The sequence below is a fragment of the Pseudomonas sp. LAMO17WK12:I10 genome, from assembly GCF_900215185.1.
GTDB lineage: Bacteria > Pseudomonadota > Gammaproteobacteria > Pseudomonadales > Pseudomonadaceae > Aquipseudomonas > Aquipseudomonas chlororaphis.
In genome coordinates, this window is sequence record NZ_OBDX01000005.1 from 1 (window position 1) to 18,324 (window position 18,324).

An 18,324-nucleotide genomic window follows, 5' to 3' on the forward strand; every position below is an offset into this window, starting at 1 on the left:
CGAGGTTCGGATGACACAAAGCTGCCCTTGGTGCGCGGCTTTATGCGTGTAATCCCCGCCAGCTTCAAGGCTTTGGCAAAGGTGTCGGGATGAGCGGTGATACCCGTTTCAGCGTGGAATGCATCCGCTAATTCAGCTTGGCTGGAGAAGGGATGGGCTTGTGCAAGCTTGACTAGCATTGGGTACTGCTCTGCGGTAATCGCGGGCGGGCGTCCGATTCTAGGCATGACTTCGAGGCTGTCCAGGCAGAAGAAATGGTAACTTTAGTTTATTTTGTCTACACCTTCTAAGTACCCGAACGAAAATCTTCCACTGTTTCAGCAGGGCCACCCTCCTTAATTCAAGGGATTCACCGGGGTGAAATGTCGGATTATTTCTGTTCTAGTACTTACCACTTAAGTGCCCGAAGAAAAGTCTTCAAATATTTTCAGCGCATGTGTTTTTTGGCAGAGGCCATGCCGCACAAGGGCTTCAGCCCTAATCCGCTGATCAGCTAAACACGTAAAATCTCTATTCGGGCACTTAGCTGTTTGGTCGGGTAATGATTTATCTCTATTGCGGGCAATGTTTTTTCGGACGGAGTGGCAGAGCTGTGGCATGAACTGCCCTCTGAGGAAGAGCATTGTAAATGCCCAATAGAAGTCATGGGCGAAGTGATGCAAGAGGCCATGGCGATGCGGCATAATGCCCCGGCTTCAATTCAATAGACGTGTTGTACTCAGCTCCTGTATCCGCCCCTTCTAAGTCACCAGCAATTGAGACGCGGCGTGTGATTCATCACGCCTGGGCAGCTGACAAATTTGCGCGTTTTTTGAAAGGCATGCCTGTTCGGATCTGGTTAGATGATAAGCGTCTAACTAACGATGTTTTTCAGGGCGGTTGCAGGATCGGAGCTGCATTCAGATCCTGCAACCGCCATTCATCGTATTTCTCAAGGAGTCATCATTTTTGTGAAAGTACCGATTTGCAATACGGTTCCAAACACCATGACTCAAGAGTCCACCCATGATGGGGGAAAAGTTGCTACTGCTCTTGACGGCATCACGAACACAGACAGCTCCCTCTTGTTAGAGCGTAAACCATTATCCGAAATAGGCATCAGTTCGCCTCAGGGCGCGCAGGCTGATGTTTGCTCCATGCGTACAGCACTAGATACAAACTTCCCTTTTCCATCCCAAAGGGTGAACAAGTCATTCGAGGAGGACAACGCAGCTGCAGCGCTCCATGAATTGAGTATGTGCAATGATTATATGGAAGTAGTGGGAAATAAACTCAGTTCTGCTTATTTGGCGAAGAGCAGATTGGTGATGCCGTATGTTGAGGGTATCGAGCCAACCAAGCACGAAGTCAAAGCGGCCGTCAAATCACTTAAATCGGCATCAAATGATGAAGTGGCTATTGCGCCACCTGAGAACTCTCAAACTGACCTGCTTGCTATTGATTCTGCGTTACTTAAACGTTCGAGAGTAATTGATGTGCTTTCGTCCTCTAACGAAGCGCTTCTAATGGAGCTTCCGGATGGTCGACGGGTAGTACAAAAAGATTTTGGGTCTATGTTGGCTTTCGATGACGATGGTGTGAGAGACCAAAAAGCTCGAGCGCATAATGAAGTTTTGGCTTACCAGTTTTCCGAGGTGCTTGGCTTGGGCATTGTGCCGAAAACCGAACTGGTAGAGGGGACAAATAATAAAGTGGTTTCCACTTATATTGAGAACGGTGGCGCTGAAGAGAAGTTCAATAGAAAAGAAACAAGCTTGTATGCATTTGACTTCCTTCTAAACGTTCGAGATCGTCTTGATACAGGTGGAAACATTATTCATGGTGATGATGGGAAGGTGTACGCGATTGACCATGAAACGATCCTTGAGCCTGGGGCTGAGTGGATTAAAAGAGGGGGGGTTAATAAAGATCATATAGATTTGTTGCTCCCCAGCGATGAAGCGAAACAGAAGTTCATAAGAGAGGACTGGGGCGACTTTTTAGATAAAAATTTGAAATACTGGAATTCGGACGATGCCGTCCAAGCCAAGAACAATTTTATGGACAGGGTTGGTTATGTTCAGGATCAATTAAGTGCCAGAATAGATATTTTACGTGTTTAGCTGATCAGCGGATTAGGGCTGAAGCCCTTATCCGGCATGGCCTCTGCCAAAACACACACACACGCTGAAAATACTTGAAGAGTTTTCTTAGGGCACTTACCAGTATTGACTTAGTCTCTCATAGGGCCGAGTGCCTCTGTTCTGGCGATACGCCACCACTCGACTATCTAACTGAAGCGATTATCCTTTCTGATCGAGATTGTCACCGTGTAGATGTAGTTTTCCCGGTGACGTAGTGGCTTTCAGGATGAAAACGATTCAGGAATCAAGGAATGAGCGGATACGTCCCCAACCCATCGAAGAGTTACCGCAACAGCGGTACCGACTCCGTCGATATTCACGCTCAGCGTTGGGCGGAATACAAAGACCTCCCAACAAAGACTGAAACGAACCCCGCCACCAAAGGGTGTGTGTTCGCCAAGAGTTGTGATCTCGCAGACGGTGTGATCGATCACAAGAAGCCTGCTGGATTTATTCCGGTAGAGAGCCTGGCCAAATACGGAGAGTTCTCCCTCCTCGCCGGCCGCGAGACAGATGCTGCGGGAAATATCCAACTGAAAAAAATCAGCGGGAATGCCCTGCCCGCCGCCTTGGGAACTCTTTTATTGGGTGGTGCTGGCGCTGCGGCAGCCTCTTGTGGTGGACTGTGTACGGCTGGGACTGCTGGCGGCGCGAGTGTCGCAACTGGCTCTGCCGCAACAGGAGCCGCCGGTGGTACCGGCGTCGTCACTGCCGGGGTGGCTGCTGGCACCTTGGCAGGGATAGTCGCACTGCTGTGGCCTTCTAGCTTTGGTGACAGTTCCCTGTACACAGAAGACCAGCTTAAGTCACTGGCGAAGGCCCGCACTTGCATCCGCCTCCATATCGAGGAGCAGGCCGACGGAACCCTGAAGGGGTACGGGTACAACACCCAGAAGCGCAGCGACTGGGAAATGATTCCTGTCGTGGAGTTCACACAGCAGGGATCTCAGCAAGTCGCCGACTTCGGCGAAGGCGTAACCCTCATCTGGACGCCGTCGGTTGATCCATCGAGCACCTCTGGTATCCCGCCTTTAGAGGGCGCGCCTCAAGCGCCCCAAATTTGGATCTACCCACCAACGGAACAGGTCGACAGCATAATCGTCAGCCCGATCTACCCAGACCAGTACAAAGACTTCATCCTTGTTTTCCCGGCTGGTCCGGGTGTGTAACCCCTGTACATCGTGATGAATGTTCGCCTCAACCCAGGCACCGTAACCGGGCAGGGATAAGACGTGACAGGCATCTGGCTCGCTGGTACCAGCGTCGGGTTGGGATCGCCCGTGCCAACGCGAATTGCGGATCAGCTCAGGGGAAAGAGTTTCAGCAGCTTCGACGCCTTCAGAAAGGCATTCTGGATTGCGGTAGGAAGTGATGCGGAGTTGGCCAGTCAATTCAACGACAGCAACAAGGCCCGAATGCTTGAGGGCATGGCGTCTCGCGCTCGGGCAATTGATACCGTGGGTAAGCATCGTTCCTTCGAGCTTCACCACGGAGTTCCAGTTTCTGAAGGTGGAGAGGTGTACGACGTCGATAATCTAAGTGCCATGACACCAAAACACCATATTGATACACATCGGAGCTCGAAATGATCGCACTCAAAAACAGCCTATCCCAATACTCGGAGAGCGAATTTCTTGCATTGATTAAAGAAAATTGTAGCGCCTCAGGCACCGAAGACTATCAAGACAAGTTGCTGGAAAACTTCATCGAGGTAACTGGCAATCCTGCCGCCTCTGACTGGATTTATTACTCAGAAGACGGCGAGGACGATTCACCTAACGGCATTTTGCAAACCGTCAAAGTCTGGCGCGCAGCACAGGGCTTGCGGGGCTTCAAGGAGTAAAATAGGGGGAGCGCTGTTGGAGGGTAAAAAACTAAAAAGGGCCCGTTTGAGCCCTTTTTCAGGTGAAGCTATTTTACTTCTTCAACCATCCCTCGACGACGTCGGCGCCGTGTTCTGCTTTCCATTCTTTCAATGCTTTGTGATTCCCACCTTTGGTTTCGATCACTTCCCCAGTATTCGGGTTTTTGTAGACTTTGAGTTCGCGTGGTTTGCGTGTGCTGCCGGCCGGGGCCGCAGATTGGCGTCTGGCAGTCGTTTGCGGATCGAGTAGGTTGATGATGTGCTTCAGGCTAAAACCGTAATGCTCGAGCAGCTTGCGCAACTTGGTTTCGAACTCGATTTCTTTCTTCAGTCCATCATCACCTTTTAGTGCTTCCAGTGCCTGGAGTTGCTCGGCGAGATGTTTTTCCAGCTGACGGTATTCTGCGAGTTTGGACATTTTGATTCCCTTTTCTGAGCGTCTGTACTTGATTATTAGGATAGTAGTGTTGAATACAAGTTCAGCTCTATTTCCGGCGATTCAGTTGACTTTCTATGTGTGCCATTTCCGCTTTAATTGCGTTGATGGTCAGCGTTTGTATCGGGCTGATTTTGCCGGAACGCGCGTCGATGGTTTTAAGCAAAGCATTCAGATGGGCTTTCCGAATTTTGAGCGTGTCTGTAGTGGTCTAATGAAACCGGACACCCATTTAGGCGAGAATGCTCGCCAGATCGAGGTGTCAGATGACCAAACAACGCCGCTCCTTTACTCCTGAATTCAAGCGCGAGGCAGCCGACCTCGTGCTTAAACAAAACTACAGCTACATCGAAGCCAGCCGCTCACTAGGCATTGGTGAATCGGCATTACGCCGTTGGGTTGATCAGATTTAGAAAGAACATAAAGGCGTCACCCCGCAGAGTAAGGCGCTGACGCCGGAACAGCAAAAGATCCAGGAGCTGGAAGCCCGCATTGCTCGGCTTGAACGAGAAAAATCCATACTAAAAAAGGCTACCGCGTTCTTGATGTCGGAAGATCACGAGCGTTCGCGCTGATTGACCAGTTGAGCGCCCATGAGCCGGTTGATTGGCTGTGTAAGGTGTTTGCCGTCACCCGCTCGTGTTACTACGCCCAGCGCCTGCGACGCCGCACGCCCAATGTAGAACGGCTTCGATTGCGTAGCCGCGTCAGTGAACTGTTCTCGCAAAGCCGAAGCGCTGCGGGCAGTCGCAGCATCTTGTCGTTGATGCGTGAAGACGGTGAGCAACTTGGTCGATTCAAAGTGCGCAGCTTGATGCGCGAGCTTGATTTAGTTAGCAAACAACCCGGCTCTCACGCTTACAAACGAGCAACAGTAGAAAGGCTCGATATCCCGAATACGTTGAACCGTGAATTCGATGTACCAGCCCCCAATCAAGTCTGGTGCGGCGATATCACCTACATTTGGGCGCAAGGAAAGTGGCATTACCTGGCTGTCGTACTGGATCTTTGTGCGCGTCGGATCGTGGGTTGGGCGCTGTCGGAAAAGCCAGACGCTGAACTGGTGATCAAGGCGCTGGATATGGCCTACGAGCAACGTGGCCGGCCTTCGGGTCTGCTGTTCCACTCGGATCAAGGATCACAATATGCAAGCCGATTATTTCGCCAGCGGTTGTGGCGATACCGCATGCGCCAGAGCATGAGCCGGCCAGCGCGAGCCGAGGAAAAACTTAACGTCGTGTCCGGGATTAGTTGACCACTACAGTCAGACCAGCTCGCGCTGTTCTGTAGTGGCTTGTTCATTACGTTCATCCTTGCGTTGTTCCGGATTGCTCACATCTTCGGGCTGTTGCAGTATCGGCAGACTGTCGAGCTGCGCTAAGTCTCGCGCGCTGTATTGACGAGAGCGATCTATTAGCTCGTGCCATGTCCATCGCCCATGATTTTCGCCTTGCTCGGGTACGGCCAGTTTCATAAGCCCTACCTGATCAAGTCCCAGCAGGTTGTAGTTTGCCCACAGCTTTCCGCCTACCTCGAACAACGCTTTAGCGGTCTCGTTCCACTGCTCCTCGAGTACCGTCTTCGAGAGCCACAGAGCGTTGCGTTCTATCCCCTCATACTTTTCCTGTGCTTCGGCGATGTATTTATCTACGGTGACCAGCTCCTGCTCCAGTGCGACCATGATCAGGGTTTGCCGACGGTTATGTTCGGCGGCCGCTGTCAGGTTCTTCGCGGCCTTTTGTGCGTCGGCGTTCGCGGTCTTCTCTCCTTCGGTGTCGCCCCATGCGACGGCCTGCGCGTACGCAGTGGCAGCGTCCGTTTCGTCCTGACGGGCTTTGGTCATGTCCTCTACCGCCTGTTGTTGGATCTGTTCCAGGCGGGTGCTTAGACTCTGCCGCTTTTCCTTCAGCTCCTGCTCATCAGCCTTCCAGTTATTCATCGCCTCGACGTAACCCGCCATCAGGGAATCGCAATTGGCGAGGTTTTCACGGCGACTGATCTTCCGATCTAATAGGTCGGCATTGAGATTGCGCGAATCGAAATTCCTTTTCAGCTCGTTGTGCTTGTCCCGTAGCTCGCGTTTTCGATCCGGCTCTATGGGGTCTTCACTTTCCAGCACTGTCTCAAGTGGCAGCATTTCGGCGTGTAGTCGTTCTGCCTCGCTGAGCAGTTGGTCGCGACGGTCTTTCAAGTCTTGAATCTCAGTCATCTGTTTAGTCTCTGTTCAATTCGATTGTGGGTTGGTTGAGTGGCTGGCGAGGCCGGAAACGAGCCGGCGCTACCTCGATCAGCAGAGATGCTCTCAGGCAGCCCGAGCCTCGCTCTCATCCATTCCCGGAATCGTCTTCACGACGTAGCAGCGTTGCGTGCCTAGCCCGGGCAACCGGATAGAACTCGATGCTTTGCCATCACCACTCGGCTCCAGAACGCCGCGTTGTAGCAACTCCTTGTTCACTGCGTTGATGTTCATGCCTCGGAAGACCTCCGAGCGCCATGCTTCGGGCAGCACGTAATAGGTGTTGGTGGTGTGCAAGGAGTCGCCCAAGCCGTGCTCCAGCGTCTTGCGAAAGCCGAGGCGGTCGATGGTGCGCGGGCCGTGTTCGTCGATCTTTGCCGCCGCCGATTCCCAGCGAGTGAAACGGCTTTCGCCGAAGCGCTCGATGACCTGGCGCAGCCGCGCCAAGATCGCATCACCTTCGAAGTTCCCGGCGCCGCCACGCTCGTTTATCCATGCGTTGAGGCACACGCGAGCAGCGGTGGTGGCAGTTCCATCAGGCCAGCCGGTGATACCCATCGCGGTGACCAGCTCACCGGCTGCGGCCGCGAGGCCGAACCGAGCAGCCGCACGGTGCGCTTGTCCGCTGGCCGAGGCCGGTAGCGATTGGGCGATAAACCCTTCCAATGTGCGGCGCAGGATCGCGGACCAGCCATGACGTTTGCCCGGCTCGCACAGCGCTGTGAGGAACGCGGTGAGTGGAGTGCCGTAATACTTCGCTACCCGCGCCTTGAGTGCGTCGGCGGGTGACGCCGCATCCTCAAAGCCGTTCAACGCATCGAACATGCCGAGGCCTTTGCTCGCATCGGCCGGAACGGCGAGCATGCGTACCTCCATGCCCGCTTTCAGTTCCTTGTTGGCTTCGGCCATGTGCTGGGCCAGCGTCTTCTCTCCGGTGGAGAGAAACAGCAGACGCCACTCTTGTACCTGTCGGCCTGCTTGCCCTCGATCATTGGCGCGTGCCTTGCCAGTGCCGTTGCCGAGCATGTACACCGTCTCGCCAATGATGCGTGGATCGCACATGCCGATTTCATCCAGCACCAGGAGCCCGTCGGAGTGCGCGGCGGCGATGGATTCCAGCGCGTTGTCGGTGGAGCGCCACGAACGCACCAGACGCGGCCCGCCGTAGATCGAGGCAGCCACTTGCAGGTGCGTGGTCTTGCCGCCTGAGCTGTCGCCGTACAAGTGGAAGCCGCCCGACTCATGGCCGAGCATGTGCAGCAGCGGGCCAGCAAAGGCCACGCCGACGACGAACGCCAAGCGATGGTTACCGACGCACAATGCGCCGATCTGCTCCTGCCATTGCTCAAGTGTGCCCGCTTCGCTGATCGGCGGAAGCTGAGAGCCGGCCTCGTAGAAGTGCAGGTGTTCGCTGTGCGCACCGACTTGCTGCTCGGGCAGCAGAAAAGCGTTGTCGTGCCAACCCAAGCAGGTAACCAGTCGTGCCCTTTGCGCGCTGTTGAAGTCGCCGAAGTAACTTTGCAGGTCGTTGCGTGCATTGCGTCCGGAGCGACTACCGGCCAGACGCAGACCCATATCCACCAAACGCCTGCCAGCGGTCACTGTGTGCTTTGACCGTGCCGTAATGCCCGCCGCCAAATAGGTCGCGCAATGCCTGCGGCCCTGCATAGCTCAGTTGCCGGCCATAGCGCCCATCCCGCCTACCTACCAATGCCATGATCAAACTCCTCTCGAAGCCAAAACTTTTAAAACTTTCCCCACGTCATCCCGCCACGAATGTTGAGTGTTATCAGGGATCAAGGCCCCTGCGACCTGTGAGGTTTGTCCACTAACGCGAGACTGGCGGCTCCTTACGACCGGGAGCTTGGGCATCTCATGATCTGGCCTCCTGAACACTTCCGAGGAAGTGGGCGGGTGGAGGCTGCATTGGCTGACGAGACCAGCGCCGCGAGATCCTGAGTCAGGTGAAGGCAGTGAAGCGATGACCGGGGCATGCCTGACTGTCAGCCAGGTGCAGTCCATTCCCTGGGCTGCGGCACCATCATCGGCTTCGCTGTTGCCGGTGACTTCGGTGTTTGTCACGCCGATTGTCACGAGGGGGAATGCCGCAAAGCCTTGTACGAGGTGGGCTGCAGCAGCGGTAGGAGCGCCCGTCTCTTTCCGGGAGAAAGAGACGAGCGCAGGTTGGCGCAAGGAAATGGCCAAGCGGATAGGTTGCTGCAGAGCAGCTATGAAAGGGGAAGATTTGCCGCAGTCGGCACACTGATAAAAGTAGGCATCCATCACATCGCTGTGACCGTGCGAGCCGCCGGACGCTAATCGCACTTTGGGAGAACCACCACGGTGTGGCGTAGCCTTAAAGGTTCTGGCTACCTGGGTTGCTGTCAACGACAGCACTTTGCCCGATCTTTTCTACGCCTGTGGATAATTCGGGTCAAGGTTCGATTTTTCGAGAATTCTGCGGCTGCGGATGAAATTATCCAGCGGTGGAAATCAGTGGTTTTCCACAGACAGCTGTATGGGCTTTAGATTTTTTAAGTGAGGTCCATCCAAGCAGGGCGGCTTTGCAGCCCTGTTTGAATGGACCCGCGTGGAAGGCTGGGCTGTGGAGATCTCTCCGTCTTACCAGTGTTGGAATGCGCCACCGTAGTTTTGCAAGGCGATGATGTTGTCGTCGACCGGGTCGAATTGGTGAGGCGTCACGTGATCACTGAGTCGCCGTTGAGTCTGTCTCGATAGGCAACTTTTGGAGGTGATCATCTTTGTGTGTATGGGATACTGTTAGAGGCGGTGCAGAAGGGCGTGCGAGGAACTGATTAACGCGAGTATCAAATTGATCGCGAAGGTTGGTTGTAATGCCTTCTTTGAGGGCGTCGAGATAGTCTGCATACCACTGCATCATGATCCGACGTTGCGGCAGGTATAGGGCTTGATTGTACTCACCAGAGATGCCGCCCTCGACGTGAGCCAGCTGGCTTTCGACATGGTCCTTCAACCAGCCATGTTCGCGCAGCAGCGTGCTTGCGGTATGACGAGTGCCATGGCTGACGAGTCGTCCTTTATAGCCGATCTTGGCGAACACCAGGTTGATCGTGTTTTCACTGATGACTGGCTGCTTTTCACCATTGCCTGGGAATAGATACCGACTGCGGCCAGTGCTTTGGTTCAGTTTGGTAAGCATGGCGATCAATTGATGAGGTAGAGGACTGACGTAGTCTCTGCGCATCTTCATGCGGGCGGCCGGGATGGTCCAAATCCCTTCCTCAAAATCGATTTCCTCCCATTTTGCGTAGCGAACCATGCCGGGGCGGCTCGCCGTCAGAATTGTCATCCATGATGCAATCCTCGCTGGTAGCCGGCTGGTGGTCTTGCTTAAGGCCCGGAGAAACTCAGGTAGTTCGTGTTCGTGCAGATGTGGATAGTGTTGAGTGGGCGGTGGGGCTATCGCAATGGCATGGAGTTCGGAGGCTGGATTGTGTTCGCACAGGCCGCGTGCAATGGCTTGACTGAAAATCTGTTTCAGCCAGGTCCGGGTCTTGTCCGCAACATTGAAGGCGCCTCGTTTTTCGATGCAGGCCTGCAGTTTTGCGCAGTCGCTTCGCGTGATGAGCTCTAGTTGCTTCTCGCCGAGAGCGGGCAGTAGATCCTTATCGAGATAGTCGCGAATCTTCTTCAGCGTCGCGCTGCTGCGGCCGGAGTCCGATTTGAATTGGTACCAGTACTCCGCGGCTCGCCTGAAGGTGTTGAGCCCGGCCTCCTGCTGTCGCAGCTTGTCATCGCGGCGTTTGGCGCCGGGGTTGGTGCCTTGCTTGAGTAGGTTGCGGCATTCAGCAGCTCGTTCACGGGCTTCCTGCAAGGAGATATGCGGATACACGCCCAGTGACATGCGCGCCGCCCGACCCTGATACGTGTACCGGAAGTGCCAATACTTGCTGCCGTTGGGTTTCACCAGCAGGGCAAGACCCGAACTATCACTCAACGTGAACGGTCTGTCGGCAGGCTTGGACGCTTTGATTTGCAAGGCGGTCAATGGCATCGCTGTACACCTCCGGTTCTCGAACTGGATATGTACAGAAAATGTACCAAAAAGAGCCTGGCTGGCAAGGGACGGGGATGGAACCCCAGAGACCAAAAAGCCCGCAGTTAGCGGGCTCTAGGGGTGTTGCGTAGACGTCCTTGGACGTCTATGTACATCAAATGGTGCCCCGAGGGAGACTCGAACTCCCACTTCTCTCGAAAACGGATTTTGAATCCGCCGCGTCTACCAATTCCGCCATCAGGGCTCAATGGCGGCGAAGTATAGAGACGTGCCTACCGTTGGTCAATCAGGTTTCATGGTCAATTTTGGCTATTTCCGCTAAACTTTCCGGCCCTGCTAGACGAACCCCATCATGCGTGTTGCTGACTTTACCTTCGAGCTCCCTGATTCGCTGATCGCCCGCCACCCCCTGGCCGAGCGTCGTGCGAGTCGCCTGTTGACCCTGGATGGGCTCACCGGCGCCCTGGCCCACCGTCAATTCACTGATTTGCTTGAGCATTTGCGCCCGGGCGACTTGATGGTGTTCAACAATACCCGGGTGATTCCGGCGCGCCTGTTTGGCCAGAAGGCCTCCGGCGGCAAGCTGGAAATCCTCGTGGAACGGGTGCTCGACAGTCACCGTGTGCTGGCCCACGTGCGCTCCAGCAAGTCGCCGAAACCGGGCTCGAAGATCCTGATCGACGGCGGTGGCGAGGCCGAGATGCTGGCCCGCCACGACACCCTGTTCGAGCTGGGGTTTGCAGAGGAAGTGTTGCCGCTGCTGGAGCGCGTCGGCCATATGCCGTTGCCTCCTTATATAGACCGCCCGGACGAAGATTCGGACCGCGAGCGTTATCAGACCGTATATTCCGAGCGCCTGGGCGCGGTGGCCGCGCCGACCGCGGGGCTGCACTTCGACCAGCCGCTGCTGGAGGCGATTGCCGCCAAGGGCGTCGAGACCGCGTTCGTGACCCTGCATGTCGGCGCCGGGACCTTCCAGCCGGTGCGGGTGGAGCGCATCGAAGATCACCATATGCACAACGAATGGCTGGAAGTCAGTCAGGACGTGGTGGATGCGGTAGCCGCCTGCCGCGCGCGCGGCGGTCGGGTGGTGGCGGTGGGGACCACCAGCGTGCGTTCCCTGGAAAGCGCGGCGCGCGATGGCGTGCTCAAGCCGTTCAGCGGCGACACCGACATCTTTATCTACCCGGGCCGGCCGTTCCATGTGGTCGATGCCCTGGTCACCAACTTCCATTTGCCCGAATCCACGCTGTTGATGCTGGTTTCGGCGTTCGCCGGTTATCCCGAAGCCATGGCCGCCTACAAGGCTGCCGTCGAGCATGGATACCGCTTTTTCAGCTACGGTGATGCGATGTTCATCACCCGCAATCCCGCGCCACACGGCCCTGAGGATCAAGCATGAGTCGCACCTGTCGTATGTCTTTCGAGCTGCTCGCCACCGATGGCAAGGCTCGTCGCGGTCGTCTGACCTTCCCCCGCGGCACTGTGGAAACCCCGGCTTTCATGCCCGTGGGCACCTACGGCACGGTCAAGGGCATGCTGCCGCGGGACATCGTCGCCACCGGCGCCGAAATCATCCTGGGCAACACCTTCCACCTGTGGCTGCGCCCGGGCACCGAAGTGATCAAGAAGCACGGCGACCTGCATGACTTCATGCAGTGGAAAGGCCCGATCCTCACCGACTCCGGCGGTTTCCAGGTGTTCAGCCTGGGCGCCATGCGCAAGATCAAGGAGGAGGGCGTGACCTTCGCCTCGCCGGTCGACGGCGCCAAAGTCTTCATGGGCCCGGAAGAGTCGATGCAGGTCCAGCGCGACCTGGGCTCGGACATCGTGATGATCTTCGACGAATGCACCCCGTACCCGGCCGACGAAGACGTCGCACGGGTGTCCATGGAGCTGTCGCTGCGCTGGGCCCAGCGCTCGAAGAATGCCCATGGCGACAATACGGCGGCGCTGTTCGGCATCGTCCAGGGCGGCATGCACCAGGACCTGCGCATGCGTTCCCTGGAAGGCCTGGACAAGATCGGCTTCGACGGCCTGGCCATTGGCGGCCTGTCGGTGGGCGAGCCCAAGCACGAGATGATCAAGGTGCTGGACTACCTGCCAGGCCAGATGCCAGCAGACAAACCTCGTTACCTTATGGGTGTTGGCAAGCCGGAAGATCTGGTTGAGGGTGTGCGCCGCGGTGTGGACATGTTCGATTGCGTGATGCCAACCCGTAATGCCCGCAATGGGCACTTGTTCATTGACACTGGCGTGCTGAAGATCCGCAACGCGTTCCATCGCCATGATGATTCGCCGCTGGATCCGACCTGCGATTGCTATACCTGCCAGAACTTCTCCCGTGCTTATCTGCATCATCTGGACAAGTGCGGCGAAATGCTGGGGAGCATGCTCAATACCATCCATAATTTGCGTCATTACCAACGGCTTATGGCTGGTTTGCGCGAGGCTATTCAACAGGGTACATTGGCCGCCTTTGTCGATTCCTTCTATGCCAAACGCGGGTTGCCCGTGCCGCCTTTAGAATAAGTTCTAAAGACGTTTAGACCCACTTTTGCAATTATCCGGAGTGTTACATGAGCTTTTTTATCTCGACTGCAATGGCTGATGCTGCTGCACCTGCTGCTGGCCCTGCCGGCACTGGCTTTGAGTGGATTTTCCTGGTCGGTTTCCTGGTCATCTTCTACCTAATGATCTGGCGTCCGCAGGCCAAGCGCGCCAAAGAGCAAAAGAACCTGCTGGGCAGCCTGCAGAAAGGTGACGAAGTTGTGACTACTGGCGGTATCGCCGGCAAGATCACCAAAGTGACCGACGACTTCGTAGTGCTGGAAGTTTCCGACACTATCGAGATGAAGTTTCAGAAAGGCGCGATCGCTGCCACGCTGCCAAAAGGCACGCTGAAGGCGATCTAAGTTTCAACTTTTACCAATCGACGGGGCGCGCAAGGCGCCCCGCTTCATAAACGGGCGGCGTGATGCTGAACAAATACCCTCTGTGGAAATACGTACTGATCCTGGCGGTGCTGGCGATCGGTTTTATTTATTCCGCTCCCAATCTATACCCTGATGATCCGGCCATTCAGGTCAGCGGCGCGAGCACCGCGTTGCAGGTCACTCAGGCGGATCTGGATCGTGCGAGCAAAGCGCTCACCGACGCCGGGATCAACGTCAAGGCAGCGACCATCGCGGCCAAGGGCAAGGGCGGCCTGTTGCGTCTGACCAAGCAGGAAGACCAGCTTCCAGCCAAGGACGTCGTGCGCAAGGCCCTGGGTGACGACTACGTCGTTGCATTGAACCTGGCACAAACCACCCCGCAATGGCTGCGCAACCTCGGCGCGCATCCGATGAAGCTGGGCCTGGACTTGTCCGGTGGTGTGCACTTCCTGCTGGAAGTGGACATGGAAAAAGCCCTCGACGCACGCCTGAAAGTCTACGAAGGCGATGTGAAGAGCCTGCTGCGTAAAGAGCGTCTGCGCTATCGCAGCCTGCCGCAGCTGGGCGGTGCCATTCAACTGGGCTTCAGCGACGAAGCGACCCGTGAACAGGCCCGTGCGCTGATCCGCAAGAACTTCAACGATTTCGACATTGTTCCGGCCGACCTCAATGGTCAGGCGGTGCTGCGTCTGGCGATGACCCCGGCCAAGCTGGCGGAAATCCGTGAATACTCCATCAAGCAGAACTTGACCACGGTGCGTAACCGCGTCAACGAGCTGGGTGTTGCCGAGCCTCTGGTTCAGCGCCAGGGTGCCAACCGTATCGTGGTTGAGCTGCCGGGCGTACAGGACACCGCTGAAGCCAAGCGTATCCTGGGCAAGACGGCCAACCTTGAGTTCCGTCTGGCCGCCGAGCCGGGCGCTTCGAAAGCCACTTCCGAGTCTTTCGAGTTCCGTGAAGGCAACCGTCCTCCTGCGCTGATCGAGCGTGGCCTGATCATCACCGGTGACCAGGTGACCGACGCCCAGGCGGGCTTCGACGAGCATGGTCGTCCACAGGTGAACATCAAGCTCGATGGCCACGGCGGCGAGCTGATGAGCCGTTCGACTCGCAGCAATGTCGGTCGCAGCATGGCGGTGATCTTCATCGAGCAGAAGCCGACCACCACTTACACCAAGCAAGTGGTCGACGGTGTCGAGAAAGACGTCGCGGTGCAGAGCTTCAAGGAAGAGAAGAAGATCATCAGCCTGGCGACCATTCAGTCGCCGCTGGGTAGCCAGTTCCGCATCACCGGCCTGAACGGCCAGGGCGAGTCCTCCGAGCTGGCGCTGCTGCTGCGTGCCGGTGGTCTGGCTGCACCGATGTACTTCGCCGAAGAGCGCACCATCGGCCCGAGCCTGGGTGCCGACAACATCACCAAGGGTATCGATGCGTCGCTGTGGGGCATGCTGTTCGTGTCGCTGTTCATCATCGCCATCTACCGTTTCTTCGGCATCATCGCCACCGTGGCGCTGGCGCTGAACATGGTGTTGCTGCTGGCCCTGATGTCCTTGCTGGGGGCTACGCTGACCCTGCCGGGTATCGCCGGTATCGTGCTGACCATGGGTATGGCGGTGGACGCCAACGTACTGATCTTCTCGCGGATACGTGAAGAGATCGCCGCCGGCATGACCGTGCAGCGGGCAATCAACGAAGGCTTCGGCCGGGCATTCACCGCGATTCTCGACTCCAACCTGACCACGTTGCTGGTCGGCGGGATTCTCTTTGCCATGGGCACCGGCCCGGTCAAAGGCTTTGCGGTGACCATGTCCCTCGGGATCTTTACCTCGATGTTCACGGCCATCTGGCTGACCCGCGCGATGGTCAACCTGATCTTCGGCGGTCGTGACTTCAAGAAGTTGTGGATTTAAGGGGCTGCCATGTTACGTACTATCAACTTCATGGGCGTGCGGAACGTTGCGTTCGGCGTCACTTTGCTCCTGACCGTTCTGGCGCTGTTCAGCTGGTTCCACAAGGGGTTGAACTATGGCCTGGACTTTACCGGCGGTACGCTCATCGAGCTGACCTACGAGCGTCCGGCGGATGTGATGAAGGTTCGTGCTCAACTGAGCGAGTCCGGCTATCACGAAGCGATCGTGCAAAGCTTCGGTGCGACCACCGACCTGTTGGTGCGGATGCCGGGTGAAGACCCGCAACTGGGCCACCAGGTGGCGGAGGCGCTGCAGAAGACCGGCGGCGACAACCCGGCGCAGGTCAAGCGCGTCGAGTTCGTCGGCCCGCAAGTGGGTGAAGAGCTGCGCGACCAGGGCGGCCTCGGCATGCTGATGGCGCTGGGCGGCATCCTGATCTACCTGGCCTTCCGCTTTCAGTGGAAGTTCGCGGTCGGCGCCATCGTCTCCCTGATCCACGACGTGGTGGTGACCGTGGGTATCCTGTCGTTCTTCCAGATCACCTTCGACCTGACGGTGCTGGCGGCGGTACTGGCGATCATTGGCTACTCGCTCAACGACACCATCGTGGTGTTCGACCGGGTGCGTGAGAACTTCCGTGTGCTGCGCAAGGCCAGCCTGATCGAGAACATCAACATCTCGACCACTCAGACCCTGTTGCGCACCATGGCGACCTCGATCTCCACCCTGCTGGCGATCGCGGCACTGCTGTTCTTCGGTGGCGACAACCTGTGGGGCTTCTCCATCGCCTTGTTCGTCGGTGTCCTGGCGGGTACCTACTCGTCGATCTACATCGCCAACGTGGTGCTGATCTGGCTGAACCTGAGCAGTGAGGACCTGATTCCTCCGGCCAATACCGAGAAGGAAGTCGACGACCGTCCATAACGGTTTCCGCTTCCCGGCAAGCAGTCGAAAAGGCGCGAGTATTGAACTCGCGCCTTTTTTTATGCTCCAAGGCTGGGAGAAGCGCGGGCTTGTCCCGCTTGTGATGGTCAGGAGGTTCACGTGAACAAGTCGATGCTGGTTGGTGCGGTATTAGGTGCCGTCGCTGTGACTGCTGGGGGGGCTGTTGCCACCTACAAGCTGGTCAATAGTGGCCCTGAGTATGCGCAGGTGCTGGCAGTTCAGCCGGTCAAACAACAGATCAAAACACCGCGTGAAGTGTGCAAGGACGTCACCGTGACCCGTCAGGCTCCGGTGAAGGATCAACATCAGATCGCCGGTACGGTGGTCGGTGCGCTGGCCGGTGGCCTGCTGGGCAACCAGATCGGCGGCGGTACGGGCAAGAAGATCGCCACGGTCGCTGGTGCGGTCGGCGGTGGTTACGCCGGTAACAAGGTGCAGGAAGGCATGCAGGAGCGTGATACCTACACCACCACTCAGACTCGCTGCAACACGGTCAACGACATCAGCGAAAAGGTCGTGGGTTATGACGTGAAGTACGAGCTGAACGGCAAGCAGGGTCAGGTGCGTATGGATCGTGATCCAGGCAGCCAGATTCCGGTCAACAAGGAAGGTCAGTTGATCCTGGGCCAGAACCAGCCGGTGCAATAAGCATTCAGTGTTATCATGAAAAAGCACCCTGCGGGGTGCTTTTTTATTGCCTGCAGGTTTTTGAGGCTTCTACAGAGAGAGTTGTTTTCCGATAAACCCCAGGCATAAAAAAAGCACCCCGAGGGGTGCTTTTTTGTCGCTGGCGCTTAGCGCTTCAGCGAAGCCGGCAGGTGCGGCTGGATGGCGGTGAGGACCGCCTTGAAGCATTTTGTGTTGCCGGCAACCACGTGGCCTTTTTCCAGGAAGTCGTGACCGCCGGTGAAGTCGCTCACCAGGCCGCCGGCCTCTTGGATCAGCAGGGCGCCCGCAGCCATGTCCCACTCGGACAGGCCCGATTCCCAGAAGGCGTCGAAACGACCGGCAGCCACGTAGGCCAGGTCCAGGCTGGCAGCGCCGGCGCGGCGGATGCCGGCGGTCTGGCCGACCAGGGCGCGGAACATGCCCAGGTAGTTGTCGAGGTTGTCCATCTGATCGTCACGGAACGGGAAGCCGGTACCCAGCAGGGCGCCGTCCAGGCTGGTGCGGCCGCTGACGCGCAGGCGACGACCGTTCAGTTGGGCGCCGCGACCACGGCTGGCGGTGAATTCTTCCTGGCGCACCGGGTCCAGAACCACGGCGTGTTCCAGGCGGCCGCGGTATTTGCAGGCGATGCTGACAGCGAAATGAGGAATGCCGCGCAGGAAGTTGGTGGTGCCATCCAGTGGGTCGATGATCCACAGGTAGTCTTCGCCTTCGCCGCTGCCAGCGTGCAGGCCGGTTTCTTCACCGAGAATGCCGTGAGTCGGGTAGGCCTTGCGCAATGCGTCGATGATCTTCTGCTCGGCAGCGCGATCAACTTCGGATACGTAGTCTTTGGCGTCTTTTTCGTCGACCTTGATGGTATCCAGGCGCTCGATGGAGCGGAAAATCAGTTCACTGGCGCTGCGGGCGGCGCGCAGCGCGATATTCAGCATTGGCTGCATGGATAGGTCACCTAAGGTTGTTAAAGAAAGCCGAGCATTCTAGCAGAAAACTTTTGCAGATGAAGGTCGACATTCGCTCCGCTTGCCTTGATCTGCCACTCAAGCCCATAAATACGCGCACATTTTGACGAGTGGTGGTTCGTCTGGAGCTGGTCGGCTTCTATAAGGTGCGATCCAGAAGCAGTTATTTTTGAGGCGGGAGCGCTGGCTGTTCTGTAAGATTTG

14 protein-coding genes, 1 tRNA gene and 4 pseudogenes are annotated in these 18,324 nt (G+C 56.8%); 11 read left to right on the forward strand and 8 right to left on the reverse strand.

Annotated features, from left to right (window positions below; translation table 11 throughout):
* A partial coding sequence (locus tag CRO75_RS07630) for a helix-turn-helix domain-containing protein (protein ID WP_143503897.1) occupies positions 1–227 on the reverse strand: 227 nt, incomplete at its 3' end.
* 723 nt (positions 228–950) lie between these two features.
* On the opposite strand from CRO75_RS07630, the gene CRO75_RS32515 reads away from it, so the two are divergent.
* The 3 genes and pseudogenes from CRO75_RS32515 (at position 951) to CRO75_RS07645 (ending at position 3,966) form a co-directional block, all read left to right on the forward strand.
* Positions 951–2,102 carry a hypothetical protein gene (locus CRO75_RS32515; protein ID WP_143503899.1) on the forward strand — a complete coding sequence of 384 codons (1,152 nt, stop codon included), beginning with the start codon at positions 951–953 and terminating at the stop codon, positions 2,100–2,102.
* Between the two features lie 272 nt (positions 2,103–2,374).
* A pseudogene (locus tag CRO75_RS07640) lies at positions 2,375–3,712 on the forward strand (S-type pyocin domain-containing protein).
* Positions 3,709–3,966 carry a bacteriocin immunity protein gene (locus CRO75_RS07645; protein ID WP_097134902.1) on the forward strand — a complete coding sequence of 86 codons (258 nt, stop codon included), beginning with the start codon at positions 3,709–3,711 and terminating at the stop codon, positions 3,964–3,966. Before CRO75_RS07640 ends, CRO75_RS07645 begins: the two are co-directional and overlap by 4 nt.
* A gap of 73 nt (positions 3,967–4,039) precedes the next feature.
* On the opposite strand, the gene CRO75_RS07650 is transcribed toward CRO75_RS07645, so the two are convergent.
* The gene (locus CRO75_RS07650) at positions 4,040–4,405 is read right to left on the reverse strand and encodes a histone-like nucleoid-structuring protein, MvaT/MvaU family (RefSeq protein ID WP_097134903.1); all 366 of its coding nucleotides are present in this window, start codon (positions 4,403–4,405) and stop codon (positions 4,040–4,042) included.
* 49 nt (positions 4,406–4,454) lie between these two features.
* Between CRO75_RS07650 and CRO75_RS32520 the strand changes: the two genes are divergently transcribed.
* Together CRO75_RS32520 and CRO75_RS07655 are read left to right on the forward strand one after the other, a co-directional pair.
* Complete coding sequence (locus tag CRO75_RS32520; protein WP_143503901.1) at positions 4,455–4,721, forward strand: hypothetical protein; 267 nt, start codon at positions 4,455–4,457, stop codon at positions 4,719–4,721.
* Positions 4,690–5,678: pseudogene (locus CRO75_RS07655) on the forward strand (IS3 family transposase). The gene CRO75_RS32520 and the pseudogene CRO75_RS07655 overlap by 32 nt, the downstream one beginning before the upstream one ends.
* A 9-nt stretch (positions 5,679–5,687) precedes the next feature.
* Here CRO75_RS07655 and CRO75_RS07660 read toward each other — a convergent pair.
* The 5 genes and pseudogenes from CRO75_RS07660 to CRO75_RS07685 form a co-directional block, all read right to left on the reverse strand.
* Positions 5,688–6,632 carry a chromosome segregation protein SMC gene (locus tag CRO75_RS07660; protein WP_097134904.1) on the reverse strand — a complete coding sequence of 315 codons (945 nt, stop codon included), beginning with the start codon at positions 6,630–6,632 and terminating at the stop codon, positions 5,688–5,690.
* Between the two features lie 93 nt (positions 6,633–6,725).
* A pseudogene (locus tag CRO75_RS07665) lies at positions 6,726–8,243 on the reverse strand (DUF927 domain-containing protein); the annotation flags it as partial.
* A pseudogene (locus CRO75_RS33595) lies at positions 8,242–8,376 on the reverse strand (integrase); the annotation flags it as partial. The pseudogenes CRO75_RS33595 and CRO75_RS07665, both read right to left, overlap by 2 nt.
* 990 nt (positions 8,377–9,366) lie before the next feature.
* On the reverse strand, positions 9,367–10,695 hold the full coding sequence (locus CRO75_RS07680; RefSeq protein ID WP_097134906.1) for an integrase arm-type DNA-binding domain-containing protein: 1,329 nt from the start codon (positions 10,693–10,695) through the stop codon (positions 9,367–9,369).
* A 162-nt stretch (positions 10,696–10,857) separates the two neighbouring features.
* Positions 10,858–10,942: transfer RNA gene (locus CRO75_RS07685), tRNA-Leu, on the reverse strand.
* A 108-nt stretch (positions 10,943–11,050) separates the two neighbouring features.
* Between CRO75_RS07685 and queA the strand changes: the two genes are divergently transcribed.
* From queA to CRO75_RS07715, 6 genes are all read left to right on the forward strand, one after another.
* The gene (queA, locus tag CRO75_RS07690) at positions 11,051–12,100 is read left to right on the forward strand and encodes a tRNA preQ1(34) S-adenosylmethionine ribosyltransferase-isomerase QueA (RefSeq protein WP_097134907.1); all 1,050 of its coding nucleotides are present in this window, start codon (positions 11,051–11,053) and stop codon (positions 12,098–12,100) included.
* A gap of 14 nt (positions 12,101–12,114) precedes the next feature.
* Positions 12,115–13,230, forward strand: coding sequence for a tRNA guanosine(34) transglycosylase Tgt (gene tgt, locus CRO75_RS07695; protein WP_162096445.1), 1,116 nt, complete (start codon positions 12,115–12,117; stop codon positions 13,228–13,230).
* Between the two features lie 47 nt (positions 13,231–13,277).
* Positions 13,278–13,613 carry a preprotein translocase subunit YajC gene (gene yajC / locus CRO75_RS07700; RefSeq protein ID WP_007929510.1) on the forward strand — a complete coding sequence of 112 codons (336 nt, stop codon included), beginning with the start codon at positions 13,278–13,280 and terminating at the stop codon, positions 13,611–13,613.
* A gap of 62 nt (positions 13,614–13,675) precedes the next feature.
* Positions 13,676–15,544, forward strand: a complete 1,869-nt coding sequence (secD, locus tag CRO75_RS07705; RefSeq protein WP_007929511.1) for a protein translocase subunit SecD — start codon at positions 13,676–13,678, stop codon at positions 15,542–15,544.
* A gap of 9 nt (positions 15,545–15,553) precedes the next feature.
* Positions 15,554–16,468, forward strand: a complete 915-nt coding sequence (gene secF, locus CRO75_RS07710) for a protein translocase subunit SecF (protein ID WP_007929512.1) — start codon at positions 15,554–15,556, stop codon at positions 16,466–16,468.
* A 120-nt stretch (positions 16,469–16,588) separates the two neighbouring features.
* Positions 16,589–17,137, forward strand: coding sequence for a glycine zipper 2TM domain-containing protein (locus tag CRO75_RS07715; RefSeq protein WP_007929513.1), 549 nt, complete (start codon positions 16,589–16,591; stop codon positions 17,135–17,137).
* Positions 17,138–17,283: 146 nt separating this feature from the next.
* Here the strand turns inward: CRO75_RS07715 and suhB are convergent, their stop codons facing one another.
* Entirely contained in the window at positions 17,284–18,099 is an 816-nt protein-coding gene (gene suhB / locus CRO75_RS07720) for an inositol-phosphate phosphatase (protein WP_007929514.1), read from the reverse strand.
* Between the last annotated feature and the right edge of the window lie 225 nt (positions 18,100–18,324).